The sequence below is a fragment of the Nostoc sp. KVJ20 genome, from assembly GCF_001712795.1.
GTDB lineage: Bacteria > Cyanobacteriota > Cyanobacteriia > Cyanobacteriales > Nostocaceae > Nostoc.
Window position 1 is genome coordinate 128649 of sequence record NZ_KV757585.1, and the last position, 25227, is coordinate 153875.

Here is a 25227-nt window from a genome sequence, read left to right on the forward strand (position 1 = left end):
ATTTACTTCATTAAAGGAAGCTGTAAAATGGCATACGCAAAGCGCTCCGAAGGAATCGCTAGAGCTAGAACCAATAACAACAATCGCAACGGAGCTAATACTAAAACATCTGCCAAAACCAATGGCACATCTGCTACAACTAAATCAAAGGTAGCGAATGCTTCACCACAAGAAGAGGCATTAGCATTGTTGAAGGAGTTGCGGAACCTAATCTTCAAGGAATACGGCGTTAAATTACAACTACGGGATTCGCGTGTTTCAACTAAAATCGGTCATGCAGCCCGTGAAAAACTCGGACTTGATATTGCAGCCCAAGTCAAAAAGAAAGGTGGTAACAAAAAGTTTGATTGGCAAAAATGGAATACCAAATTATTTACTAAATTGTTTGGACAACCAGATGCACTCAAATATGCACCAGAAGTAGTGGCAATTTTCATGAGTATGCTATATGACACTATCAGCACTGACCCAGAGCAAGCAATAGCAGATTTAGTGGAATTCAACCGCGCATCTCTGGAACGTCGTAATTCTTTCCAAGAACAAGAAGAGGAAGAACTTGACGATTTAGATGATGAACTAGACGAAGACCTGGATGAAGATGAGGAGGATATTGAAGATGAACTCGACGAAGATTTAGATGAAGATGACGAATTAGATGAAGAAGAAGACGAGTAAATAACTCCTACTTATTCTCAGTAATTGACAGAATAATAACCTAAAATAACCATGTATTGCCTCAAACAATACAGGTTATTTTTTTTGCCGAATAAAGAATTGAAATTGGAGCGAATTGCATCTTTCGATGCTGTTTCTATGATAAAAATACTAAATACCAAGGAGTAATTCTCATGGTTAACGCTAACGTTCGCAAAACTGCTAAAGCATCACGCAAAATTGAAAGGCATATTCCTGCTTTAGAACGAGTAATGACTTATCAGGAAAAAGTACACCTGATGGTAATTGAAGTATTGCGGGAAGAATCAGGAAGAGAATTAGCAGCAGCAGCCAGATTTAACGGACAAGAGTTTGATTGGGACAAACACAATTCCCAGTTCCGTAAGGACTATGTAAACACACCATTAAAAGAACTGGTGAATTATGCCCGCAAACTTTACGGCTTGAATAATCTTGATGAAATTCGAGATAGACGTGCTTCTCATAAAGCTGCTCGGTCTAAACGTATGGACGGACTCAATGGTTTAAGTAGCAACTCTGATGACTTGATAAATGACGATTTTGAACAAGATGAAGATGACGAAGATATAGAAATTGACGATTAATTACAATGCCCTGAATTATCTAATTCAGGGCATTCTATTTCCCACCCACCCGCATCCAACAAACAGAATTCAAGACAGCGATTGCTGCTGAATTCAAGAGATTCAAAAGTGAACTCTAACTCAGAAGGCATCTGTCGATGCTGTCTAGGTGAGATGTGTTAATTCGTTAATCAAAGGATAATCAAATGACTCAAATGACTCGTAATCAGCAACAAACAAAAGCGTTGGATCAAGTAATAGGTTATCAGGATAAAGTGCGATTAATGGTACTGGAAGTTTTGCGTGAGGAATCAGGCAGAGAACTTGCTGCTCAAGCACGTTTTAATCAGCAAGAATTTGATTGGAACGAACATAACATTCAGTTTCGCCAGGATTATAGCGAAACTCCCATAAATGAACTACTAGCATACGCCAAACGTCTGTATGGACTGAAAGATTTGGATGCAGTACGGGAGCGGCGCAAAGCTCATAAACAACAACGTACAGCTAGATTGGCTGAAGCTTCATAATTACCTGCTGGTTCTCACAGTAGCCCCACTAAAATGTGGGGTAACTTTTTTGCCCGCCCACCCTCAACCGTAAAAGCTTTATTTTACCGAAGATGCAGCTTTGCACCCCACCCCACCAAATGTTGTAATTGTCCGACTGGAAAGTTTACTAGTCATTAACTCATTAATCTGCTGGTTTGAAAGTTGAATTGGCTTGACTTCGACTGTGGGTGCAGTTCCTCCCCTGTTGACTTGAATAATGGAATTAGCCCAATAAAACTGCTGTTGGTCAGGTTGGGAATAAACAGGATAACAGCCTTTCGAGGCGATCGCTAATTTATGCTCTACGCTAGAAACTGATGGCAGAGAAATACCAGCACGGACTAATTTTGCCTCTCCTACTGGGCCCCACAAACGTAATTGTTGATTGACACAACGTTTTCCATCCTTGAGAGGGGCAATAATGTTGCCACAAACTTTAACATCCACATCATACATCGGCGGATAATCAGGTACAGTTTGAGCTTGAGCTTGAGTCCTATTCCTCTCATCCTTGCTACTGACATTTACAGTAGTAGGGGTACAAGCTGTAACTATACCTCCTATTACCAGCAGCCAAAGCCAGTTAACTTTGCAGGTAAACATCTGCTGAATCCTCTTCTATGATTGAGAAATTGACAACTAATTTTTTAACTTAAATCCCATCCATTTTGAAACCTGGAGTTTTTAAGGAAAGTGTATTATTCGGTCGTGGCTTTAGTTCTGAGCTTTACTCAGATTCCAAAAAACTATGGTTTTCAAGGTTGACGCGGTTTAGATACAAACTGGCGCTGATTGCTAGGTGATATCCATAACGTGCAGAACCCGGATGAGGCTTTTCTGCTACTTGCTCCAATTTCTAGCGTTACCCCCAAACGCTTAACATCCTTAGCACAAGTAAGTTGACCGTTTTGGTCACGACTCAGCAAATCTTGGTTCCATTGCATTAGGTTGTGAGCAAACTTACCTTCATTACTGGTTGCCCATTCCAAAGCATTGGCTTGGGCTTGTGTGAGTTGGCGTGGCCCAGCAGGATCTAGATGACTAGATTGATACCAGGATATTCCACCTACACTTACCAGTCCGCCTACTCCAGCTGCAATTAATAGCAGTATTCCCGCAGCAATTAAAGAGGGAACTGAATGAATAGCACGCTCAAATTCAGTACGCCTAATTAATCCCGTCACAGCCTGAGCGATCGCTTTTTGCTGACCTTTTACTGCTGCCTTTTCATATGTCTGGAGATGATCATAAAGCTGTGTTTGCCACAGGTCAAACATTGCTTCCATTTCTTTGGGATTGTCTTCCAACAGCACTTGTAGCCTGCCAGTAGCAATCATCATCAGAAATGCTGGGTCATCAGGGTCAAGTCCAGTTTGGACTACTATTTCCCAAACCCTAGCTTTAAATGAATCATCTTTACCTCGAATGGCTAAATCTAGTAAAGTTGGGTAAGGAATTTGGCTCAGTCCTTTGCCTCTAGCAGCTACTGAATCCAAAAATTCATCGTCTAAATCGAGTTCTTCAGTGTGAGAATTACTCATATTTGTATTTGTTTTTAGCTTAGTTGTCACATTACTTCTTGGTAGCAACTTTGCCGTTGACATTAGCATCATCAACTTTTTCTGTTGGGGAAGTAATTGAAGCTGCCGGAAGGTTCCAGATTTTAGCTTGATCAATTTCCTCAGAAGCTTTTTTGAGAAAATTGTGTAATCGCTGCTTACCCAATACACCTAACTCTCCATAATCTCTAGCCGCAGAAAAATTTATCTGATTGGCATCAAGAATATCTCGTTCTCGATAGCTGAACTTGGGAAAATTGATGACAGCTACTTTATGAGCTTTGATTAAATCCTGTAAATTCTTACGTCCATCTACGTGTTTCCAGTCGTCGCATAAACCATAATTGCGTACAAAGATATGCTTAATCTTGTTTTCAAAGCGTTCGAGAGATTGCATAAATAACTGAACGCTGTCATATCCACCACTACAAACAAACCACTTATATATTTTGACCTTATTTTTCCCAGTAAGTTCTAAGATTTGATTACGCTCAACCCAATCAGTTACTGCTGGGTATACTTGAGCAGGTAAATTGACAATGACAGAAGTTGTTAGCGCTAAATTAAAAATTTCATCAGCATCGTAAGCTTTACGCTCTGATTCGCTAAAAACTGCTGTTTTATGATTGTCTGGATAAAATGCGCCTACATCTGGATTACTTTGGTCTGCTTCTACCAACTCATAAGGGAGTTTATTGTCAATGCAGTATTGCACCATAACCCGTGCAAATAAAGACTTGCCAACTCCACCTTTTTCACCATCAATGAAATGAATTGCTGCCATCTTAAATCTCCTTTGTAATTTTACTAAATGTGCATTAATAAATACTTAAATATCCTCAAACATATTGTCTGTGTCATCATGGAAAGACCCCTCACCAGGGATGAAGGAATCAGAATCTATTTTGTGTTTTGGCTTGCTGCTACTATTGGTATTGTTATTACTATCATCAGGATTACTGTGACTGGAATTACCTGCATCTAGACCGAACATAGTAGCAAGTGTTTGAGGATTAGTCATAGTGCTTATAGGCATAGGTAAAACATCACTTGATTTATGCGGTAATCCTAGTTCCATTCGCAAATATGCCAGATGTTGTTCCAGGGCATGACAACAAATCAACCCTACCCGACGCAGTTCTTGATCGCTAATATCTACACCTGCATCTGCTTGTGCTTTGTATGCTAAAGGTAACCAGCACATTCGTAATGCCTGCAATACCATCTCTTTGCTAGAGCGCGCTTCATCTCCCTGTTGCAAATATGAAATTAACTGGCCGTCTACTGTATTTGAATAAGGATGATAAGAAAATCTAAAAATTTTGCGCTGTCTATTAGTGTCATGATTTTTACGTAATTTATTATTAGTCATAGTTATGCCACCTTCTCAATTTGCGCTCTAAACCGCATAAACAAACCAAACGCATCAATCAACCTAAAGGACAAAGCTTCCTGCTCTCGGAAAGTACGGTAATAATCATTACTTTTATCCTTGAATACTTCTTGTACCTGTTGCTGTAAGTCAGCACCCCAATAAGTTGAAATTTCTTGAAAACAATCTTGTAACTCTTGCTCTAAATACAATGCTGCGCCACCACTCAAAATCACCTCGTTCACCGCAGGTAAAGTTGATTCCAGCCAATCGTAAAGCCTAGACCAATACTCAGCTTTAGCAGTAGCAATGGCATTAACAATCATCTGCAATTCATAATCAAGATTTTTAGGTTCTCTGCTTTTGACCAGAGTGCGAATTGCTTGGTTGTCAGGTGTGATATCTGAACCGGCTGCATAGATGGCAGAGGTCAAAGCAGTGGCATCCTGTCCCGATGTGCGCTCAATTACTCGCTTTACCATTTGGTGAAAGCCCAGCCCATTGGTGTAACCCGCCGTCATCTTGCCCCGTTCAAATAATAGAAGGCTGGTATTGCGATGCCCGAACATCAGCACTGCGATGGTTTGAGCGTTAAACCATTCTTTACCATTCTGGCGTTGGCGAATCATTGCTAATCCCGCACCTTCGGGTAAGCACTCGAATCGCTCCAATTTCACTCGCAACCTTTGACCCCGAAACCTAAAATCCTTGAGTGCAGATTGCAACTGTTGCTCAAATGCTTGGCGATTTTGATATTCACCATAGGGCAGTAGTGAGGTCAGTGATAGTGAAAACCTGTTAGGCAATTTGTTGTGTTGAGCGATCGCACCAATAACCGCCAAGGCTTTGTGAATTGAGGTTTCGTACTTGAGCTTATCGAGTCTGGCAGATGCTGAAAACTGCCGTGCCAGGAATCCAACTACCGTACATTGTGTATCATTATCCGCAGGATTTGACACCCAGGCTTCATCTGCTGGTTTAGGAGATTCTAGACCCTTGCGACTCGACATATAAGCGTCAATCGAACTTTGAGGCAACTTCAGCATTTCTGGTTCCATTGTCATCAAACATGGTTTGCCTTCAGTTGCTAGTTCGTAAACAATCTTAGTCAAGGAAGCACCAGGGTCAAAACTGACTATCAGGTTTGACATTGACTGTGGCTCTGATTATCCATAAAAGCTGCTTTTAACTTAAATGCAAATATTGGCTGTGAACATCACTCTACTGACCATTTGTTGGAGCCAAATTTTAGCCAATTGGTTATTTTTTTTTCGTTGCTATTAATTAAGTCGTTACTTTTCTGCTAAAAAATTCAATTTAGAAAAGTGCGTCATTACAGATCCATGCCAGATCCACGAACGAGCCATTGCAGATCCATTACAGTGACAATGTTGATCCAATAGAGATCCATTTGTCTGAGATACGTATTCTATGTATAATTTTTATTTGCAACAATACTTGGCTATTGACAAAAATTATGCGATGAAAGATCCAATACAAATCCCTCAGAGATCCATCACATATTCATCCAGCAGTTGATTCGAGCAGCCCAAAAAAACCTTTGGTGAGTAGCAAGCTATGTTGCTGTCCGGACATTTTTTCTCTTGAGAAAAAACGCACCCCCAGGTGCGGCAACAAACTTGCCCTCTTTTCACGGTTCCCCTACCTAAGTAGGTCAACCACCGTGACAGAGGGGAAGATGATACGAAAATTCTCTGTAGGAGTTTAGCCTGGAAAATTTCTGCAAGGTTTGGTCGGATTAGCTTTTTAATTGCGCGATGAGCTATGCTCCGCCGTAGGCGATCGCTTACTTTCGCTATATCAAAATATCCCTAGCGCTATCTTGACTTTCTTAGTACTCAAGCAAAGCTATTTATTGCAGCGCATTTCATTATCTCACATCGCATCTTAGCATCGAACCAGAATCGTAAGTAACCGCTTGGTCAATGACAAATGATAGTGCAGTCGTCAAACTTAAAACAGCTAATGACTAATGCATCAATAATGCGACAAAAACGCTCACACAGGATAGACATTAGACTGACTTTGGCAGAATACGAGAAAGCACAGTTAATGGCAGATGAAAATAATCTCACTATGAGTGAGTTGTTTCGTGCCAAGACTCTGAAAAATAGATTGCCCAGGCGTGTCACCAAAGTAGCAGGTCAAACTTACTGGGAGTTGGGGAAAATAGGCAACAACCTCAATCAAATAGCTAAAGCAATCAATACTTCAGTACTCATGGGAGAACCTGTGGTCGTAGATAGAGCATTGTTGTCACAGGTAAGAGATTTGGTGAAACAGGTGCGCCGAGAGATTGCTGAAATTGATTTAATCACTGATTTACAAGATGAAGCATGATTGGCAAGCACATCAAAGGTAAAAGTTTCCGGGGACTGCTAAACTACCTCTTTGGCAAAGATGGAGCAAGACAAATCGGTGGGAATATGGAAGGAACAAACCCACGGGAATTAGCAGCTGAATTTGGTATATCTCGAAGATTAAACCCGAAGGTGAACAGGGCTGTTTATCACGCTTCTCTCAGTTTGGCCCACAAAGAGAGTTTAGATGATGATACTTGGCATGAAATCGCCCAAAAGTATCTGCAAGCAATGGGTTTTGATATGAACCAATATGTCGTAGTGCGGCATACTGACCGGACTCATGAACACATACATATTGCTGCCAGTCGCATTCAATTAGATGGCACTACAGTTTCTGATAGCTGGGACGATCGCAGAAGTGAAGCGATAATTCGTAAGTTGGAGCAGGAATACAATTTGCAATCGGTGCAACCAAGTTGGGAAAAAGATAAGCATAGTCCAACTACTGGCGAACGTAGGCAACTTGCCAGAACTGGAGAGGAAAGCGTTAGGGTCAAACTTCAGCGATCGCTCGACCAAGCAACCCACGACCATCCCACTATGCCAGAGCTAATAGAGCGAACGCAACAACAAGGTATTAATGTCCGCGTTGGTTATACTCGCACAGGCATTGTCAAAGGCATTAGTTACCAACTTGATGGTGTGGCTTTTAGTGGTACGCATCTTGGTAAAGCATACACCTTTCCTGGTTTACAAAAGCATCGAGGTGTAAACTACAGTCCCAAGCGGGATGACAAACGCATCCAGAAACTCATGGAGCAAGCTGTTGAAAATTCCACGCCAGCAGTGCCTCCAAAACAGGATGACAAACGTATCCAGAAACTCATGGAGCAAACTGTTGAAAATCATACGCCAGCAGTTACTCAAACAAACTCCTTGCCTATACCAGAACCAACAAACTGGGAGCAAATACGCCTAAACTTAAGCCAGCAGTACAATTTACCCAATTCTCTGCTCACAGAACTGTATGAAAAGGGTTGGCTCTATGCAAGTCAAACAGGTCAAGCAATATTTGTGGAACGCACACTCGATGATCTTCCAACTCTTGCCAAGCAGCTAGAACCAACGGGTGACTTCACCGCCATTCCCCTGAACTCTGAACCGACAAAAAAAGGTAGTTTTTGGATTGCTACAGATGCCACAGTAGAAAGAGCAGTGCTACTAAGTGACCCGATTGAAGTTCTCTCTGTCATTGCCTTAGAATCAACTGTTGACAAAAAACAGCGCAAACCTACGTTGTATTGGAGTGTAGGCGATAGCGAGCAAATACCTTTAGAATTTTTGCGATCGCTCGATGCAGTAGTCATCGCTTTTAAAGATCATGAGAAAGTTGAGAACTTGATAGCTGAGATACTGGCTGAACTACCTCAAGCCAAACAAGTTTCTCCCAGTGAAGCTGGTTGGAATGGGATGCTAACTAACAATCACTTGCAACCCAATCAAAGGCGAATCCCAGAGCTTCAAAATTGGGAACTTTGATATCAGTTATCATTTTTTCCTGAGTGAGCCAAGCTAATTAAAGGTTTCAGGCAAATATTTATATGTGAAGAAGCTGGTTCTAGCGCAGCTAACGCCACTTAGAGAGGGATAAACTCTCTAGGCGTAACTGCCATGACCTTAAATCCCAGACAAACAACCATTAAATTTCTTAGACAAATAGGCTTTACCACCGGAACCAAAATTTGGCTCAGAATTTCTTGGGACTTGCCTACAGAAATGATACCTAAAAACTGGAATAACTACTGTCGCAATGGTCAATTTGTCTACTCCCACTACATTCTCTGCGGTAAAATCACCCAGCAAGGATTTCAACTCTACTGCTGTACTTACGGAGGTCGAGACAAACAAGGCAACACCTGCTGGCGGCTGACACCTAAACGCTATGCTGATGGTTGGGCATTGGCATTTAAAATGTCATATCTTGGTGCTACAGTCAGCTTTTACCCCAACCAACCAGACAAGGGCATCAGCAATCAGCACGTTAGTCAATGCCAATGTTTATTCTACGAAATTGATGATTTGGCATTGAGTGAGCAGCGACAAGCTGTAGATCGGTTAAAGGATGAAATCAACTTGGAACCCGCCGCCATAGTTTACACAGGTGGAAAATCCCTGCACGTTTACTTTAAATGCAGCCATTTCTTGAATCCTGCTGAATGGCTGTATCTCAATCGCCAACTGACGATTATCCAAAATGCAGATCCAGCCATTTGCAACTTAGCTCGTTCCATGAGACTGCCAGGTATGGTTCGCAGACGGGTGGTAGATGGAATATTGAGTGCAACCATCCCCATTACCCTAGAGCATTGGTCAAACTCTCAGTACAACGTGAAAGAGCTAGAAACCGCATTTGATTCTACAGCCTTATTTCCCTACGAACTTTCTGAGCAACGTTGGCGTAAGTGGGTGCAACTTCTCACAAGAGCGAAAAATGGAGAAGTTATCGACCCACAAGCAGCGTTACTGCAACCTTCTGTGACTGTCCCTCGCTCAACCTTGCATTGCCGACGAGGGACAGTAACACAGGCTACAACCAGAGATAATCGCTCATCTCTTAAACAACTACGCGCTAGCGGAGTGTCTGTTCCTATGTCTATCTGTTTAACTTTGAGCGATCGCACTTTACTAAATTATGGCGAATCTCAGGGAAACAGAAACAATTCTGGCTATAAATTAGCTCGTAACCTACTGGGTACATCTAATTTACTCACTAGAAACCTAATCGCTTATCATCCTGAACCACGCCAACTATTTGACCGATATTGCGATCGCTGTATACCTCCACTTGAACCAGCTGAGGCGGATACAATTTGGCACAGTGCAAATAAAACAACAGCCTTTGCCAGCCGGGACTTTGGCTCAATTGTCATGAGCATTCGTGAGTGGAAGTCACACCGCAAATCAAACAAACAGTGCGTAAAAAAACCAAAAAGATTAGTTAACGCAAGGTTGACAAAATCGATGTAATACCCTTGCAATTTTTACCCATAATCTACCGTGTACAGACAACTCTAAAATACTTGTGTGTACACGGTAGCCCTATTTTGGGGAGACTATATGACTATTAAAGGTACTATCTCTAGTTTTATTTTCCCATTTTTGGTAAATAAGACTGACGATAATTGTTCTTAGCCATCAGCCTAGCCTCACGCTTTGTCCACTGTTTTTGTAAAGGAACATCAGCCAATCTTTGCAAGAATATGAATACACTATCATCTCCAGTCAAACGAGCGATGATTTGAGCGATCGCCTTACAACAACTCCAAGGATGACGCACCACCTGAACTTCTGCAAATCTCACCACACCCCAATTGCGCTCCAAGAAAAAACGGTTACGGATTTTATCGTCATCAACATCAATACAGTGGTGAGGTTTACCTGTATCTCCAGCATAAGGTTCATCAATCTCAATATCGAGAGCCAACCCAGAAAACCGATGGTAAAGGATAAAATCAGCCGAGTAACGTCGAGACGAACCAGGAATTTCAAATTCCACCGCTTGACAGATAAGATTCTCTAGAAAAGCACACAGTAAATGGCGAAAAAATTGCTTTTCACTGACACCTTGTTTGGCCGTACCATTTCCATTTGGTAATTGAACGCATCCTTGAAACGAAGCTTTCAGATGCTCCCGTCCTTGATAAGCATTAAACCGTCTTGCTAGTGGTGGATAAAGGATAACCGGATAGTAGCTAGTAGACATTAGTAGTTATCGGGCTGCTCGCGTCTAACGCTTTTTATTCGCAAGTATCAACCTTAATTGTAATCAAAACAAACTATTTAAGGCACTGACCAAGTACATAATTAATAATATCATTCATCGTCACCTAAAACCCGCTAATCTCATCCGCCGTCAGCAATATGGTAAGCTGGGTTTGATTGATGTTAGTGCGGTTAAGTAAATTAACACCCTTCTCATTCAGCAAAGCAAACCCTCTAACGGTACTTGAGCTATTAGTACACCAGGATATATGCCTGATGAACAAGCAAAAGCTCATACCATATTATCTTCTAATGTCTATGTTGTAGGAATGATTGTTATCCAAGTAATGACAGGAATATAACTATATAATTTACAATTTAACACCAATATTATTGAGGTAATTTTGCATAATTTAGTACAGATGAGAGATAGTTTAACAACAGTTTTAGAGACAATGCTGCGTGTTGATTTTAACAAGCGTTATAATTTAGCTAAGGAAGCCTTAGAGTCAGTGAAAACTTTGATTAATCCTGTTCAAGCAACAATTAATCAATCTCATCTTCAAACTCTGTTTAAATTTATACCTCTATGACAAAAATCAATGAACCTTCCTCACTAAATTGCCGAATATTCCAGCATCTAACCCCAATTAACCTAATGATCAAAATCCTCTATTAACGGAGATACTCATGAAAGAATTAATGAAACAGCCTTCATCTTGGCTACCAAATGGAATAAAGCTTAATCTTTCTGATCAGTTTCGTCCTTTTTCTTTTACTGAAGAATTACAAATTCGTTTAGAGGAACTATTAGAAAAAAATAAAGAAAATTTACTCAATTCAGATGAACAGGCAGAATTAGCTGGGTTATTAGAATTAGAAAAAATCTTCAGTTTTATCAACGCTAAACTTGCTTCTTAATTGTGGTCATCAACAATTTTGTTCGCTTAAACGTCCGTAAAAGGGCAAAATACTTGTGTGAATATTGTCACTCTCCAGAACGCTCAAATGCAACACCCTTTACTATTGATCACATTATTCCTCAATCTTTAGGAGGATCAGACGATCCCAATAATTTGGCTTTAGCTTGTCATCGTTGTAATCAAAGGCGGTATAATTTTACAACTGGGATTGATCGAGAAACACAAACAGAAGTTCCATTATTTAATCCGAGAAATCAAAATTGGTCAGAGCATTTTATCTGGACAAAAAATGGGTTAAATATCATTGGAACAACTCCTATAGGTCGTGCAACTTGTAGTCGTTTTGATTTTAATGATCAAGACCATGATGATGGGTTTATTCTAAATTCCCGTCAACTTTGGTTAACAGCAGGTTGGCATCCGCCTATTGATGATCTACGTCAATAATAATAAAAGAATATCCATCTTATATGAACATTAATAAATTAAACTTTTTCGGGTATTTGTGTGAGGGTTTGGAATCCTAGCCATTGACAGATAAAGTCGCTGCGGTTGCTCTCCAGACGCGCTATCGCGCCACGGTTTCTGGCGTTAAGCAAGCAACATTTATGCAAACACTGACAATAACTTTAACTTCGCCTGACTCAACTACTGCTGCTAATCAAAATCTTCAACCTCCACAAAAGGTCACTTTAAACTTATCTCTCAATACTAATTTAGATTCAGGCACTATAGCTATCTTAGAACAGATTGAAGCTGAATATGAATATTACCAAGCTTGTGAGGAGTGGTAGTCATGAATTTAGCACTCGCTCAACAATCCTTAGCAGGACTTTCCCAAACTGCTGCTCATCTCTGGGAACAGCTAACTAATTGCCAGACTCCTGAAGAAGAAGCTGAGATCATCACCGCTATTTGGGAAACTCAGGAAGTTCAGGAAGAAGTTGTTGATATCCAAGCAGAATTAGCATTGCAACTGGATGCTGAAATAGCGGCTATTAAGCAACGGCTAGAACATCTAAAAGCTGTACATCAATCAGCACTGTTAAGACTAGAACGCTGGCGACAAAAATTAGATGAAACTATTTTAGAACAAACCGCCGCAGGAATTCTACCTGAGCAAATGATTGGTAATTCACTTCGCATCACAATTCAAGAAAATCCGCCAAGTTGTGAGGTGCTGATAGATGCAGAACAATTGTCTCCAAAATACCGCAGAGAAAAGACTGTTTACTCAGCAGACAAGAAAGCTATTATTGCTGCTTGGAAGAAAGGTATTCCTGTAGATGGCACTCACATCCAGCGCAAGCGCCGAGTTATTTATGCTTTGACAGCAACAGCAATTCATGACTTCAAAGACTCTCTTTTAACTTAACAATAGCTTTAACTAATTTATCAGCCAACAGCAGGGATTTAACTGTTTTGTTGGCTGCTACTTATAACTCTTTTTTGATACTTAAGTAGGTTGGTACTATGAAAGTCAAATATGTTCACAATGAACTGAATTAAGCCTGGTTTCTAAAATAAATAGTGTTTCATCTGTTTCTCTAACTGCTCATTTTTAGCCAACCAAACACCTGAGCTACAGTTAACTCCAAGTCTATCCCGGCTAACACTGGCAAACGCTCATCACCCTGTAAAAGTTCTGGTTGCTGATTTGGACGGAAGACCAAAATGGAACGATCTTCTGGGTCTATTAACCAACCTAATTGGCAACCATGATCTAAGCAATAGAGAATATTGCCTGTGACTCGATTTGAACTTTGTTCGGGGGAAAGAATTTCAATTGTCCAGTCTGGAGAAAGTAGAAAATCATTGGGTGCCTCCCCATCAGCAGCAAAGGGAATACGCGACCAGTTGAAAACCGCTACATCAGGTACTATTGAGCGGATACCAAAACTACAGCGCAGTTCTGGAAAAGCATAAGCAATATGCACGCTTTCGGCAACATCATTAATACTGTTGCATAGCCTTAACTGTAATCGGCTATGCTTTCCTTTTGGCATTGGCTTCTGAATAATCTCACCATTAATGTAAATGCTTGCAGGCTTTGTTTCTGGTAGCTTGAGAAACTCCTCCAGAGTCAGGGATTGGGTAATTACCGTAGACATGGCTCAGTCGAGAAAAGCAAAGGGGATATGTTTTAGTCTAGCAGTACCTACTCTCAAAAACAGTTTCTACTTCTGGCTAACGCCACAACTGCTTGCACACTAGTTAACAAGGCTAAAAAAGCTATGACTACAAAATGGCTAACACCAGAACAGGCCATTGTCAAAGCCAATCTCACTGTTACATCTGAAACCTTAAAATCTTACATTTCAGAACAACAGGGAAAAACCACTGCTGAAGAACAATTCCAAGCTTTAGGATTGCTATTTGACAGGGAACGTTTGCGTGCAGGTAAACCTAACTTCTTGCAATTTTTAGAACCAGTAAGTGATGAAAATAGCTACGCCGAAGATGAAATCGACTCTCATGAGTTAGACGACGATGAGATACAAACATCTGCTACCAACAATGTAAATCAACTAGAACCATTTATTTTTGAGCAATGCAAAGTTCAAATCGTCATCACTTTACTACCGACAGAACAAACAGGAGATAGACCTGTAATGATTGCTGCCAGCAGTCACGGTGATTTCCCTGTAGTTACCATGCTCAATCAAGACGAACTGGGTGATTTACCACCTGCAATTGTTCAACTACTGGACGAACTGAAAGCCGATTTTCCTAATCGCCAAATTCGCCGGAATATAGCGAAGACTAAAGCTGTCAAAACCAATAAACCGCCCACTGCCCAGACTCCAATTCGCACTGAAACTGCTAGCTCAGATACTACTAAACGAGTCAGTAATACTACGCAAATTTCACTGTTTTAAATGCCATGACTACTACAAATAGTAACAAATTACTTGTTATCTACGAAGGTCAACAACACTGGATTCCAGAAGCGATCGCGTTTGATGACCAATTATTACGAGATGCCTTTACTCCTCTTTGTGCTGAACTGGCAAACGCAGACATTGAGCGTCAACCAGGAGAACCCATTCATATCATCAAGAAGCCCGGTAAAAAAGGTACTTCTCCTCTAGATTGCCTGATAATGGCTCCTGAAGAAATCAACCCCGCAGTCCAAATGTGCTACCAAATGCGTCAACGTCAAATCATCACCGGAATTAACTGGGAAAATGCAGGACAGCTATCAGTCCAAATTGAAGAGGCGATCGCAGCTGGGACAGAATTTTCTGAGTCATTCAACCAAACCCTAAAATCCCTAATAGCCTACACTCCTACATCTAGCGTTATCCCTGAAGGTTTTTGAGTGCTGATAAAAGGAGTTGGAAATTGACTTGAGGGGTAAATTATTGTCCAAATTACAGCAATTTGCATTTCGACTAAAATACACTCAACACCCTAGCTCTGTCTCTTTCTTATTCAATTCCGGCCCCATAATAACGAGTTGCACTAAAATATGTCTCACCTCGTACCCCTCAGTATGGCAGAGGCAATTTATAGTCTTTATCAATGCCAACTTACCTTAGATGCCAAAGAATCACTCGATTATTTGGAAACCCAACTCAACATTTACTCCTTACTAGCACTGTATCAGCACTATTTTCCCACCGAATGGAAAGCCAGCCAAGCCGCTATTTACCCACCGACAAATGTAGATTGCCATAGTCCCAGAGAACTGGAATTCATTGTACTGATTTACACTCATTTGTTTCCGTTATCTCACTGGACTGTAGAAACAGCCTACGAACAAAGATTGCACAGCATTCCTATTACCCCAATGGGTATTGACTGGACAATGGATGGAGAAATTGAACATCTCAAAGATGGTTGGCAACTACTTTTACCTTTTAGCTATGACAGTCGCCGTTGGCTTGATGACATACACCCAGAAGGTAGCGATTGGTTTGATAGTGAATTTGGAATTTACGAAATTACCTACACTGACATCGACCACCCAGACAAAATTGACCACAAAAAACTGAAACGGCAGTGTCATCACTTAGATAATCCTTTAAAGTTTCTGCCTTTAACTTTAAAGCTGCTAGACCATGAAACTAAAAACCTTTGGTTGGATGAGTACGCAGACGATTATTACTACCAACCTTACTGCGCCTCTCTACCTTGGTCAAAAGCATCTATTGATTTGCTCACCAGAAAATGGCAGCAAGCCGACCGAATGCTGAACTGTGCAGCCGACTTAATTGATTGGCTAGAAGCAGACTTAAAACCTCATGCTCAAATCCTACTAAAACTATGGAAACAAGCATTGAAACCACGTTAATCGACGTTACATCCACACCAATTCTATCCAGCGAAATTCTACGAGCAATTTTGGCAGACCCTCCCCGAAAATCTCCAGTAATTCAAGCAGAATTGCTGTTTTTGGATGGCATTTACATCTTCCACCACCGAGACAAAGAAATTGCCGATGCTCATATTTACAAATGTATCTCACCGGCAGCCCTGAGAATTGCTTTTAGCAATGAACCAATTGATACTGGTTGGATGGAACCAGGAATTGTGCGCTGGGGTACGGGCAGTACAGACACATATTTGGTAAAATTTATCCCACCAGCCACTCATACAATCAATTGCGATGAACTTGGTTCTTTAACCGTTCCGCTACCTGCAATGGTGTTTGTGGGCAAGGGATTAAAATATTGGGTTTGGGCAATTCAAGAACAGGAGTTTACTCCTCAAGCAGAAGCTTTTCATGTGCCACTACCCAATGTCTACAGTTCTGGACAGGTTTGCTGGGGAGTGAACGAACCACCTGCTGCTAATGGTCTATCAATTAACCATGCTTGGAATTTGTTTATTTCCAGTATTTTCACCAATCATTTAACAATAAGTAAATCACAAAAATACCGCAAGGATGTTCGCCAGCAACTTCTAAAACTGCACAAAAGATGTAGACGCGCAACCTATCCTGTATCTGATTTTGTGCCTATCGGCAATCAAAAAAGTGTCGCTATGCTTGTGCAGGAAATCCTCGATGAACCCATTGCTTGAAGGCATTATTGGTTACAAACTTGTCACAACTTCATCTCTGCCAACACACACCAGCAGTGGACTAGAGTACCTTTATGCCGGAAATGGCATCTTTGCTAGAGCCATTCGTCCTGGCATAGAGGTATTAATGCCTATTTGCTTGTGTTCCCAAACTATCAAAGGGCTACCTCACCTAACACCTTATCTCAAAGTCACTCCCTTAATTCCCAAATCGCTGCTACTGGAAATGTGGCGGTCGAGTTATCAAGCTGGCAATCAATTTCATGAAATTCTCTTTCACCTCCACTGTATTGATGCAGGCTGGGATTTACAAGTCCCAGAGCAAATTCAAACTCCAACTAGTTGCCAGCCAACTCATTCTGGTAGTGACTCTTCCCACCAGAAAGCGGCTGTGGACATCCATTCCCACGGTTCCTTACCTGCCTTTTTCTCTACCACTGATAATGCTGACGAATCTGGCTTTCGCATTTATGGAGTACTAGGTAGAATTAATACTCTCAAACCAGAGATTAAAATCCGGGTTGGACTGTTTCGCCACTGTTGGGATGTACCTGCTAGAGCAGTGTTTGACATTGATCCAGACTTTTTTATGGTTGATGTCTCACTTTCATCTGGCTGCAAATTTTACAGTACCGATGTACCGCCTGTAAATGTGATGGAGAAGCTATGGAGGTGAATTTCAATTTAGCAAATGCCTGTCCCCTCACCAATACCTGTATCAACTTAACCAACCGTACTATGGAGCTAAATCTTGATTTGGCAAATGCTTCTCCTGTCGTGACTGTCAACTACTCGAAGATAGAACTATGGCTAGTTGGGTGTGGCGGTACTGGTTCTTGGTTGGCTCCTTCTTTGGTTCGGTTAGGCAGAGTTCTTTCTCAGCAAGGTAAACAGGTGAAACTCTACTTTGTTGACCCGGATCATGTTGAGTCAGCTAACGTTTTACGCCAGTGCTTCTGTGATGCAGAAATCGGACTCAACAAAGCCAAAACCCTGGCGCTGCGCTATTCCCTGGCTTGGAAGATGGAAGTTACAGCGATCGCGCAACCTTTCCAATCCAAATGGATTATTCCCAGTTACAATACCCTGATTGTTGTCACTGCTTGCGTAGATAATGCCAAAGCCAGAGAGTCAATTACCCAAGTACTTCAGCACAACACTCATCGCACTGCGCCTCACATTTGGCATTTAGATTGCGGTAACTCCAAGCGTAGTGGTCAGGTACTATTAGGTTCCCATCTGTCTACTAACCCCAATGACTATGATTTTGAGGCTTTAGGCTGCTTTCGCTTACCTGCGCCAACTCTACAGCAACCCGATCTACTGGTTTCACAACCAGAAGAGTTGGCAGACAACAACTTGTCCTGTGAACAAATGGCCTTGCTCAATAGCCAGTCCTTGAGTATTAACCAGCGAGTTGCTGCGGAAGCATTTGATTATTTGCTGCAATTGACGACGGGAAAACTACGACGATTTGCTACTTATTTCGACTTAGAGAGTGGTAGCGGAAAATCCCTGTATACAACGCAAGTCAGTATTATGCAGGCGATTCTCTTGAGTCATTCCTGTGCGTAGGCGTAGCCCGCACTTGTCTACGAGACGCTGCGCGTAGCTTGCTTCCACGTTCGCGTAGCGTCCCGTAGGGAAGTGGTACGACAAAGCTCATTGACCGTCGTAGACATCGCTCCCCTCTCAAGTTAATAACCAAGCACTGTACAGCAGCTTCTGTACAGTGACTTCAATTGAGCAAACCAGCCCGCAACGCTAATACAGCTGCTTGGGTGCGATCGCTTGCACAAAGCTTGTTCAAAACCCCACGTACATATACTTTTACGCTTCCCAGGCTGAGATAGAGTTTCTGGGCAATCTCGTTATTGCTATAGCCTTGGACAATTAACTCCAAGACTTCCAGTTCCCGATTTGTCAGTGGATCTGCTTGCAGAATGCTTGCTTGCTCTGGATCAATTGCAGAGATCGTCACCGTCTGAGTAGCATTCGGTTTCACCATAGCCGCCGCTCCTTGACGAGTATGCTTGAGAATAATACGAGCGATCGCTGGATCAATCCAAGACTGACCTTCATGGGTGATATGCAGCGCTTCCAACAACAACTCGAACTTAATTGTCTTCACACAGTAAGAGTCTGCCCCGGCTGCAAACGCTGCCAGTACCATCTGCTCTTTGGCAAAGGAAGTGAGCATCATAACTTTAGTCTGTGCTGCTGTTTCCGACACTAGAGATTCCCGAAACTGCTGCACCAGCCATATTCCGTCCCTATCCGGCAAGCCAATATCAACGATCGCTATGTCTGGTTTTGTACTTTGAAGCAGTTTCAACCCATTGGATGCTGTAGCTTCATCACCCACGACTTGAATACCTTCTTGCTCGTTGAGAGAACTACGCATTCCAATCCGCGTTAAGCTGTGGTCTTCAATAATTGCTACCCGAATATCTACCATCATTTACCTCAGCAGCTTGGTAACTATACTTTTTTAACTGTCGAATATGGTTTCAAGGAAAGGATTACTCCATTGGACGAAAAATTTTAGCTATTTAGCCAAAATGTGGCTATTGAGATGCAAAGCGGCATTTCAATGTTATTAAACCTCATCCAGGTTGAAACCAGTAGTTTTTACAGTATTGGTTGAAAAGTTCATATATCAAGGGCTACATATCTCAACTGGCTGTTGAAAAAGCTCCAGTGTTCAAAATGGACATCGTTTAATCTGAAAATTCTCTGAAAAAATCTTCCTAAAGTATAAAAAAATATAAAAGCACTGAAGTTAAACTGAAACCAATACAGTTTATTCTGACTTGTGTCCACATCACACTTAGAGGAGGATGTAGCTTATTTCTAAGCGAGAACCCTGGCTCTTACACATAACATAGCCAGATTAACAATTCGTAATTACGTTATGCATGGGAATTTAGACCTCAATCATAAGGTTGTGACCTGTAGAGATGGGAGACTATAACCAGTTTCTTAATTACCAATTACGTAGCTTGCTTCTTGTCGGAGGCGAGTATTACGAATTAGTAATTATATTTACCAGTGCCTTGAGTTTTAGAAAAATCTGATGAATCTTCATCGCTGCGTAGTGGTTAGCATGGTGCTTGAAAATACACTTTTGACAACGAAATTTAGCTTTATTACTCTTTTTCTATACTCAAAAGAAATTAGGTTTATCAAAGGCGTTTTATGAACACTTTATCTTGGAATATAACTTCAGAACAAAGAAACCAAAGAATTCTGCTAGTGGATGACTCAGCTGACAGCCTCCGCTTGCTGCAAGTCACTTTGAAGCTGAAGGGATACAACGTGATCATAGCCGACAGTGGTGCTGAAGCATTGGTAAAAATTGCCGAATCTCCTCCCGATTTGGTACTGCTAGATGTGGTGATGCCGGATATGGATGGCTACGAAGTTACTCGGCAAATTAAGCACAATTCAAACTTACCTTTTATCCCAATTTTGCTGGTGACAGGTTCTGAAAAATCAAGTGTCGTCAAAGGTTTAGATGCAGGTGCAGATGAATTTATTTGCAAACCGGTAGATAAGAAGGAATTACTGGCCAGGGTGCGGGCTTTGTTAAGACTGAAACATAGTATGGACGAACAACTGTTCCTTAGTCAGCGACGGGAAGATTTTGTGACCCGCCTCACTCACGACCTGCGAACTCCGTTGATAGCTGCTGACCAATTCCTAAAGTTGCTACAAAGAGGTGTTTTTGGCAATACCTTATCAGCAATGCGTGAATCTTTAGAACAAATGGCTCAGAGTAACCAAACTTTGTTGTCAATGGTCGATACCTTGTTAGAAGTTTACCAGTATGAAGCTGGAGGCAAAACTTTGGATTTTTTTGTAGTTGACCTGTGGGAATTATGTCAGCAAGTAGTGCAAGAACTAATGCCTTTGGCCGATGTTAAACATTTAACTCTCAAAGCTGTCTTGACAAAGGGTACTGAAGCTTCTTTAGTTAGAGTTAAAGGCGATCGCCTGGAACTACGCCGACTTCTCACTAACTTAGTTGGTAACGCCATTCGCTTCAGCGATGCTGGATCAGTAGAAGTTCGCCTCAATTCCACTGTTCAAGGGGTAACTATTGAAGTAGAGGATACAGGTATTGGCATGAATCCAGAAGAACAATTACTCTTATTTGATCGCTTTAGACAGGGCAAGCATCAACGTCGTGGGAACGGTTTAGGATTATATTTATCCCGTCAAATTGTTGAAGCCCATCAGGGAAATATTTCTGTTTCATCGACTGTTGGGAAAGGCAGTATCTTCACTGTTTATTTACCTGTGGCAACAGCTTATTCAAAAATGTTATCAGCATAAAAAGTTTGGTAAATCGAGCTTAAGGATTTGCACTGAAATAACCTACCTACTTTATCAAAAAAAACTGATAATCAAGGCTTTCAGTTATTCAAAAAGGTAACTTATTGATGCGTGCCTTTTAAGGTAAGTTTTACCAAGATTCATCGGGTTCAGGTGGACGCCAACCACGAGTAGTTGAACTTTCATCACCTAGTCGATCAATTGCCCCAGGATCGCTATTGAGAAATTCATCTAAATCTTCATATCCACTTGGATAATAAAAACCTGATGTAGGTTTGATAGGGTTTTTCTTAATTATTATGCTTTCACCAGGTTTGAGATGAGCATATTCGGGGTAATGATCATCTTGGGATATATCATCAGAAGGAACGATCAACTCATCTCCTGGTGAATCTGGGTCATCGTCATAAAGCATTACTAATAAACCATCTTCTAGTCGTTGAATTCTTTTATTCATAAAATCTAGTGGTAACTTCAAAATTGTGTAGCTTAAGTAACACAGTGGAAAAGTAACACGGTGGAACAATGATAATACGATTAAAAGCGCTGTTCAGCTATTTAACTTTCTTGGAAGTCTGCTAGCAGAGCTAATACCGTATAAAATACCGTCTGCCATGAAATCAGTAAATTATCCACTTGGATGATTTTATCGAGTGTAATTTCGTGCCAAGGTGAATATTGGAGTCTTATGCTTGCTAAATAAGCTATCTAATAGATGATTGGTAATGGATTTAACCACTAGAGTCTTAGAAGGTTCTGGTTTGAGCATACCTATCTTTGATGGGTCGTATAACAATGGTAAGGGGAGATATTTATCTGAACCAGAAATCATTAAAAATTCTCTGCTCGAACAGATGTTTGAAGCAGAAGATTTACAATCTCTACTACTGGTTAAAATTGACAGTAAAAATCCAGATGCCAACCATTTAAGACAAAGAACCTTTCAGGATGGAATCCGACGCAAGTTAGCTTTCAGTTCTGGCAATAGTTATTACTTTGCTGATGGTTCACTGCATAAAAAAATTAGACGCTTATTCGCTACAGAAACGGATACTGCCTGTCGCTATGGTTCTTTACTAGTTAGTAATTGCTACAAAGGCTCAGAAACTTTTACAGGGCTACGAGTCAAAATAGTGGACTTTGAAGATCCACAGTATGCTCATTATAAAACAGGAGACTGTCACGGCAAGATTTCGCCCCAACTTGCCAAACAATTGGGAGGAGAAAGGAATTGTCCATTCCAATTTCGGTTTGCCTGGAGGAGTAATTGGGCTGAACCAGATAATTCCCTGTGCCCAAAAACTAGTTTCTTATCCAAAGGTACTTTCCTACCCGATGCGACTTTGACTGATGCCCAAGGCTACGACATTATTATGGATCGTTCCTCAATTAAAGGCATTAAAAAGTCGGAACTCAAAAACTTAATACCCTGCGGTGACTATGAGTTTCCCCAAGCGGTAATCGGGAATAGAGGTAACGCCAAAGCTACCAGCTACGATAATAGTTGGCAGTTTACCATTTGGTACTCAGAAGAAGCAGTCAGGCAGGATTTAAGTAAACCCACCGAAGAAAAAGCTAGAGAACTTGCCGAGTTACAGCGTAATCCCTTGGTGTTGGCAAAATACATCATCCAACAATATGACAAACAACAGCGATCGCAGCAAGAGCAGTCAGAAGAAGCTTTTAACGAAATTGAGGGTAATGCTAACAATCAAGCGCAGGAATCTCGCTGGATTTCGCTATTACGCAGCGATAAATATGGTCAATTGATTGAAACCCCCAAATTCCGCAAGTTTGCTACCGATTACATAGCCAATCAATGGCGTGACCTAGCAATCAAGGGTGGATACAACCATAATTCGGGTATGGCAATGCCGTGCGATCGCCTAACTCGTGGCACAATCTGTGTACCCCATCTACCGGAAGGAGATGTCATTCTCACCCGTTACCCCATCGTCAATTCAGACAACATCCGCCTCTACCAAAACATCCACGACCCAGAATTGAAAAAAACTCGCAACGTAGTTTGGATTCACCCCAAGGATGCCGAGGAATACCACCAAGCCGATTTTGACGGCGACCAATTAATGGTCAGTTCTGCCAGTAAACTGCCTAATATTGCTCAAGAAACTCTCCGCGCAGGTGAACCGGGGCGATTTGAGCCAGTTAAACAACGCCCTAAGCTGGCGTATACGGAAATTACAGATGAACAAGGCAACTTAAAATACAAAAATTTAGCAGAGATTGCTGCTGCCAGCAGTCAAAATAAAGTAGGGCTGGTAGCAACAAATATTGGGCGTGTACAGTCATCAATGCCCCAAGACGGGGAGAATGTAGAGCGATTTGAAAAACGACAAAGGAAGCTACTAAACCGTCTATTTCAGGCACTTCAGGTTGAGGTAGATTCGCCCAAAAGTGCAGAAAGATTGGAAGATATCAAGGAAATAGGCGGGGAAAATTTACTCGCCGATGCCAAAAAATGGTCAGAGTCTCACCCCAGTTACTTCTTTGACTTTAAGAAAGATGAACGGCTTTATCGCTCCTTTGCCATGCCTGCGGATGCTCCCGGCTCAATTAACGTCATTGCAAGAGTTGTAGTCAATCCTTTATGGGAACCAACACGCATTCGCAGCAGAGATAGGCATGAGTTTCGCTACCTGTTTCCTAAAGAGACGCTATCTGTAGATGCCCTGGAATGGGCGGAGGAACTGAAAACAAGGTTTCAGCAAGCTAGAGACGAAATTAAGGAACGGGTGGGAGATGACAGGGAAGCCTTTAATGAGGAACTAGGGAAGCTCTACGAAAGCTATCGGGCAGAAATTGATGAATTATTCACCAGTCCAGAAGAGAGATTTGTAAATCCTGCGGACAGGCTCAGTCAATGCGTAGCGTCTCGCAGAGAAGGTGCAGCGGCACTGTGGCATACACAACACACCCGTCCAGAATTAGATCGGCATCGCAAAGACTGTTTGAAGCTGGCAGAACAGATGGAAATTACGTTTTCGTTTCAGCACGATTATGAACTGCCAAGTGTTGCATTACCACAGGATATTTATGTTTTGAGTGTTCCTTTCGGTGCAGGTGCTATTAAATGGAAAGAATCTTTGGAACAAAAGGGAATTAAATTTGATGCCACGATTCATCCTCAATTACCTTTGATTGAATTTGCTTTGAAAGACTTATCCCCCAAAGTAGTTGATAAATTAGCAGCTAAATTTGGTGAAAATATTAACGATTTAGATGAACTTAATATCCCCAAAGATTTAAGAATTATCTCACCAGCAGATCATAGTTGGGCAACATCACGTCAGGATTCAGGTGTTGGTGCTTTGGCATATAACCTGTTTACAGAGGAAGTATGTCAACAGCTTCAAGATTTTCAGTTTGATGAAATTAAAGTGTTGGGTATCAAATACAATGACTTCGCCAATGAAAACTTTGCTAGTAAGCAATGGAAAAAGCGCAGCGTTACTTTGGAAGTAGGAGTTTTTGAGTTACCTGAATCACACCCAGAGTTTTATCGTTACAACGGTATACCGATATTACAGATTGATGGTAAGAATTTAGGCACTTTTGCTCCTGATAGTCCGAAACTGCCGATTGGTGCCACATTTGCCGCTACTTTGCAACCAGATGGCTCTAGTATTATCCTCAAGGTTAATCCTGAGTCAATCAATCTGCCAGAAGTTCCATTGCCAGAATCAGAACCAACGTTAGAGACTGCTGGGCAATTCCGAGCCATTCACCGTGAACTCTGGCGTAAAGAAATATTTGATAATTTGGTAGGAGCGATCGCTACTACCTACGACCAGCGACAAGCCAATCAATCTGCAAGTAATGAAATTGAGCAGTTTAAAATTGGTAGCCATTGGACTGCTTATGTGCAACCCAGTGGTGATTTTATTGTGCGAAATGAAGATAAGCGGACGATTTGCCGAGGTAATCTACAGACGGGTGAGGAGATATTTCCACTTTCAGAAGAACGTGCCAGTGAGCTAGAAGCGATGATTTCAGAGAGGGAACGATTACTTTACAGAAAACATGAGTTATCACATAATGGACACCATGTTAGCAGTCAGAATATAGAGTTGAACTAAAGTGGTAAAGGAGA

At 41.5% G+C, this 25227-nt stretch carries 28 protein-coding genes; 19 read left to right on the forward strand and 9 right to left on the reverse strand.

Annotated features, from left to right (window positions below; all coding sequences use genetic code 11):
• Nucleotides 1–27: 27 nt before the first annotated feature.
• The 3 genes from A4S05_RS09215 (at nucleotide 28) to A4S05_RS09225 (ending at nucleotide 1789) form a co-directional block, all read left to right on the forward strand.
• The gene (locus A4S05_RS09215; protein WP_069069519.1) at nucleotides 28–675 is read left to right on the forward strand and encodes a primosomal protein; all 648 of its coding nucleotides are present in this window, start codon (nucleotides 28–30) and stop codon (nucleotides 673–675) included.
• 173 nt (nucleotides 676–848) lie between these two features.
• Nucleotides 849–1280, forward strand: a complete 432-nt coding sequence (locus A4S05_RS09220) for a hypothetical protein (RefSeq protein WP_069069520.1) — start codon at nucleotides 849–851, stop codon at nucleotides 1278–1280.
• A 185-nt stretch (nucleotides 1281–1465) separates the two neighbouring features.
• Nucleotides 1466–1789 carry a hypothetical protein gene (locus A4S05_RS09225; RefSeq protein WP_069069521.1) on the forward strand — a complete coding sequence of 108 codons (324 nt, stop codon included), beginning with the start codon at nucleotides 1466–1468 and terminating at the stop codon, nucleotides 1787–1789.
• 78 nt (nucleotides 1790–1867) lie between these two features.
• Here the strand turns inward: A4S05_RS09225 and A4S05_RS09230 are convergent, their stop codons facing one another.
• From A4S05_RS09230 to A4S05_RS09250, 5 genes are all read right to left on the reverse strand, one after another.
• Nucleotides 1868–2413 carry a hypothetical protein gene (locus tag A4S05_RS09230; protein WP_069069522.1) on the reverse strand — a complete coding sequence of 182 codons (546 nt, stop codon included), beginning with the start codon at nucleotides 2411–2413 and terminating at the stop codon, nucleotides 1868–1870.
• A gap of 152 nt (nucleotides 2414–2565) precedes the next feature.
• On the reverse strand, nucleotides 2566–3351 hold the full coding sequence (locus A4S05_RS09235; protein ID WP_069069523.1) for a DUF6753 family protein: 786 nt from the start codon (nucleotides 3349–3351) through the stop codon (nucleotides 2566–2568).
• A gap of 31 nt (nucleotides 3352–3382) precedes the next feature.
• Complete coding sequence (locus A4S05_RS09240) at nucleotides 3383–4153, reverse strand: mobilization protein (protein ID WP_069069524.1); 771 nt, start codon at nucleotides 4151–4153, stop codon at nucleotides 3383–3385.
• A gap of 45 nt (nucleotides 4154–4198) precedes the next feature.
• The gene (locus A4S05_RS09245; RefSeq protein WP_069069525.1) at nucleotides 4199–4741 is read right to left on the reverse strand and encodes a beta-ketoacyl-[acyl-carrier-protein] synthase family protein; all 543 of its coding nucleotides are present in this window, start codon (nucleotides 4739–4741) and stop codon (nucleotides 4199–4201) included.
• 2 nt (nucleotides 4742–4743) lie between these two features.
• Nucleotides 4744–5892 (reverse strand): ParM/StbA family protein, encoded by a 1149-nt coding sequence (locus A4S05_RS09250; RefSeq protein WP_069069526.1) that lies wholly within the window; start codon nucleotides 5890–5892, stop codon nucleotides 4744–4746.
• Nucleotides 5893–6727: 835 nt separating this feature from the next.
• Between A4S05_RS09250 and mobC the strand changes: the two genes are divergently transcribed.
• From mobC to A4S05_RS09265, 3 genes are all read left to right on the forward strand, one after another.
• Complete coding sequence (gene mobC, locus A4S05_RS09255) at nucleotides 6728–7102, forward strand: plasmid mobilization protein (RefSeq protein ID WP_228043408.1); 375 nt, start codon at nucleotides 6728–6730, stop codon at nucleotides 7100–7102.
• On the forward strand, nucleotides 7099–8604 hold the full coding sequence (locus A4S05_RS09260; protein WP_069069528.1) for a relaxase/mobilization nuclease domain-containing protein: 1506 nt from the start codon (nucleotides 7099–7101) through the stop codon (nucleotides 8602–8604). The genes mobC and A4S05_RS09260 overlap by 4 nt, the downstream gene beginning before the upstream one ends.
• 132 nt (nucleotides 8605–8736) lie before the next feature.
• Nucleotides 8737–10092 (forward strand): hypothetical protein, encoded by a 1356-nt coding sequence (locus A4S05_RS09265; protein ID WP_069069529.1) that lies wholly within the window; start codon nucleotides 8737–8739, stop codon nucleotides 10090–10092.
• Between the two features lie 118 nt (nucleotides 10093–10210).
• Here A4S05_RS09265 and A4S05_RS09270 read toward each other — a convergent pair whose 3' ends face one another.
• Nucleotides 10211–10828 (reverse strand): hypothetical protein, encoded by a 618-nt coding sequence (locus tag A4S05_RS09270; RefSeq protein ID WP_069069530.1) that lies wholly within the window; start codon nucleotides 10826–10828, stop codon nucleotides 10211–10213.
• Nucleotides 10829–11231: 403 nt separating this feature from the next.
• Here A4S05_RS09270 and A4S05_RS40140 point away from each other — a divergent pair, with 403 nt between their 5' ends.
• The 5 genes from A4S05_RS40140 (at nucleotide 11232) to A4S05_RS09290 (ending at nucleotide 13125) form a co-directional block, all read left to right on the forward strand.
• Nucleotides 11232–11420: a hypothetical protein gene (locus tag A4S05_RS40140; RefSeq protein WP_141699679.1), complete on the forward strand. Its 189-nt coding sequence runs from the start codon at nucleotides 11232–11234 to the stop codon at nucleotides 11418–11420.
• Between the two features lie 97 nt (nucleotides 11421–11517).
• Nucleotides 11518–11748 carry a hypothetical protein gene (locus A4S05_RS09275; RefSeq protein WP_069069531.1) on the forward strand — a complete coding sequence of 77 codons (231 nt, stop codon included), beginning with the start codon at nucleotides 11518–11520 and terminating at the stop codon, nucleotides 11746–11748.
• Nucleotides 11749–11750: 2 nt separating this feature from the next.
• Nucleotides 11751–12197 carry an HNH endonuclease gene (locus A4S05_RS09280; RefSeq protein ID WP_069069532.1) on the forward strand — a complete coding sequence of 149 codons (447 nt, stop codon included), beginning with the start codon at nucleotides 11751–11753 and terminating at the stop codon, nucleotides 12195–12197.
• Nucleotides 12198–12280: 83 nt separating this feature from the next.
• Nucleotides 12281–12544 carry a hypothetical protein gene (locus A4S05_RS09285; protein WP_141699680.1) on the forward strand — a complete coding sequence of 88 codons (264 nt, stop codon included), beginning with the start codon at nucleotides 12281–12283 and terminating at the stop codon, nucleotides 12542–12544.
• Nucleotides 12545–12546: 2 nt separating this feature from the next.
• On the forward strand, nucleotides 12547–13125 hold the full coding sequence (locus tag A4S05_RS09290; protein WP_069069533.1) for a siphovirus Gp157 family protein: 579 nt from the start codon (nucleotides 12547–12549) through the stop codon (nucleotides 13123–13125).
• Nucleotides 13126–13297: 172 nt separating this feature from the next.
• Here the strand turns inward: A4S05_RS09290 and A4S05_RS09295 are convergent, their stop codons facing one another.
• Nucleotides 13298–13861: a Uma2 family endonuclease gene (locus A4S05_RS09295; RefSeq protein ID WP_069069534.1), complete on the reverse strand. Its 564-nt coding sequence runs from the start codon at nucleotides 13859–13861 to the stop codon at nucleotides 13298–13300.
• A gap of 123 nt (nucleotides 13862–13984) precedes the next feature.
• Between A4S05_RS09295 and A4S05_RS09300 the strand changes: the two genes are divergently transcribed.
• The 6 genes from A4S05_RS09300 to A4S05_RS09325 all read left to right on the forward strand — a co-directional run bounded on the left by A4S05_RS09300 (nucleotide 13985) and on the right by A4S05_RS09325 (nucleotide 18353).
• A complete protein-coding gene (locus tag A4S05_RS09300) occupies nucleotides 13985–14629 on the forward strand; it encodes a hypothetical protein (RefSeq protein WP_069069535.1) in 645 nt (214 codons plus the stop codon).
• 5 nt (nucleotides 14630–14634) lie between these two features.
• A complete protein-coding gene (locus tag A4S05_RS09305) occupies nucleotides 14635–15072 on the forward strand; it encodes a hypothetical protein (RefSeq protein ID WP_069069536.1) in 438 nt (145 codons plus the stop codon).
• A gap of 150 nt (nucleotides 15073–15222) precedes the next feature.
• Entirely contained in the window at nucleotides 15223–16047 is an 825-nt protein-coding gene (locus tag A4S05_RS09310) for a hypothetical protein (RefSeq protein WP_141699681.1), read from the forward strand.
• Nucleotides 16020–16778 (forward strand): hypothetical protein, encoded by a 759-nt coding sequence (locus tag A4S05_RS09315; RefSeq protein WP_069069538.1) that lies wholly within the window; start codon nucleotides 16020–16022, stop codon nucleotides 16776–16778. Before A4S05_RS09310 ends, A4S05_RS09315 begins: the two co-directional genes overlap by 28 nt.
• Nucleotides 16762–17454, forward strand: coding sequence for a hypothetical protein (locus A4S05_RS09320; RefSeq protein WP_069069539.1), 693 nt, complete (start codon nucleotides 16762–16764; stop codon nucleotides 17452–17454). Before A4S05_RS09315 ends, A4S05_RS09320 begins: the two co-directional genes overlap by 17 nt.
• Nucleotides 17445–18353: a ThiF family adenylyltransferase gene (locus tag A4S05_RS09325; protein ID WP_218107939.1), complete on the forward strand. Its 909-nt coding sequence runs from the start codon at nucleotides 17445–17447 to the stop codon at nucleotides 18351–18353. The genes A4S05_RS09320 and A4S05_RS09325 overlap by 10 nt, the downstream gene beginning before the upstream one ends.
• Before the next feature lie 163 nt (nucleotides 18354–18516).
• Here the strand turns inward: A4S05_RS09325 and A4S05_RS09330 are convergent, their stop codons facing one another.
• Nucleotides 18517–19236, reverse strand: coding sequence for a response regulator (locus A4S05_RS09330; protein ID WP_069069540.1), 720 nt, complete (start codon nucleotides 19234–19236; stop codon nucleotides 18517–18519).
• 740 nt (nucleotides 19237–19976) lie between these two features.
• Here A4S05_RS09330 and A4S05_RS09335 point away from each other — a divergent pair.
• Nucleotides 19977–21116: a hybrid sensor histidine kinase/response regulator gene (locus tag A4S05_RS09335; protein ID WP_069069541.1), complete on the forward strand. Its 1140-nt coding sequence runs from the start codon at nucleotides 19977–19979 to the stop codon at nucleotides 21114–21116.
• A gap of 130 nt (nucleotides 21117–21246) precedes the next feature.
• On the opposite strand, the gene A4S05_RS09340 is transcribed toward A4S05_RS09335, so the two are convergent.
• Nucleotides 21247–21573: a hypothetical protein gene (locus tag A4S05_RS09340; protein WP_069069542.1), complete on the reverse strand. Its 327-nt coding sequence runs from the start codon at nucleotides 21571–21573 to the stop codon at nucleotides 21247–21249.
• Nucleotides 21574–21841: 268 nt separating this feature from the next.
• Between A4S05_RS09340 and A4S05_RS09345 the strand changes: the two genes are divergently transcribed.
• Nucleotides 21842–25213: an RNA dependent RNA polymerase gene (locus tag A4S05_RS09345; RefSeq protein WP_084227051.1), complete on the forward strand. Its 3372-nt coding sequence runs from the start codon at nucleotides 21842–21844 to the stop codon at nucleotides 25211–25213.
• The last annotated feature ends 14 nt before the right edge of the window (nucleotides 25214–25227 follow it).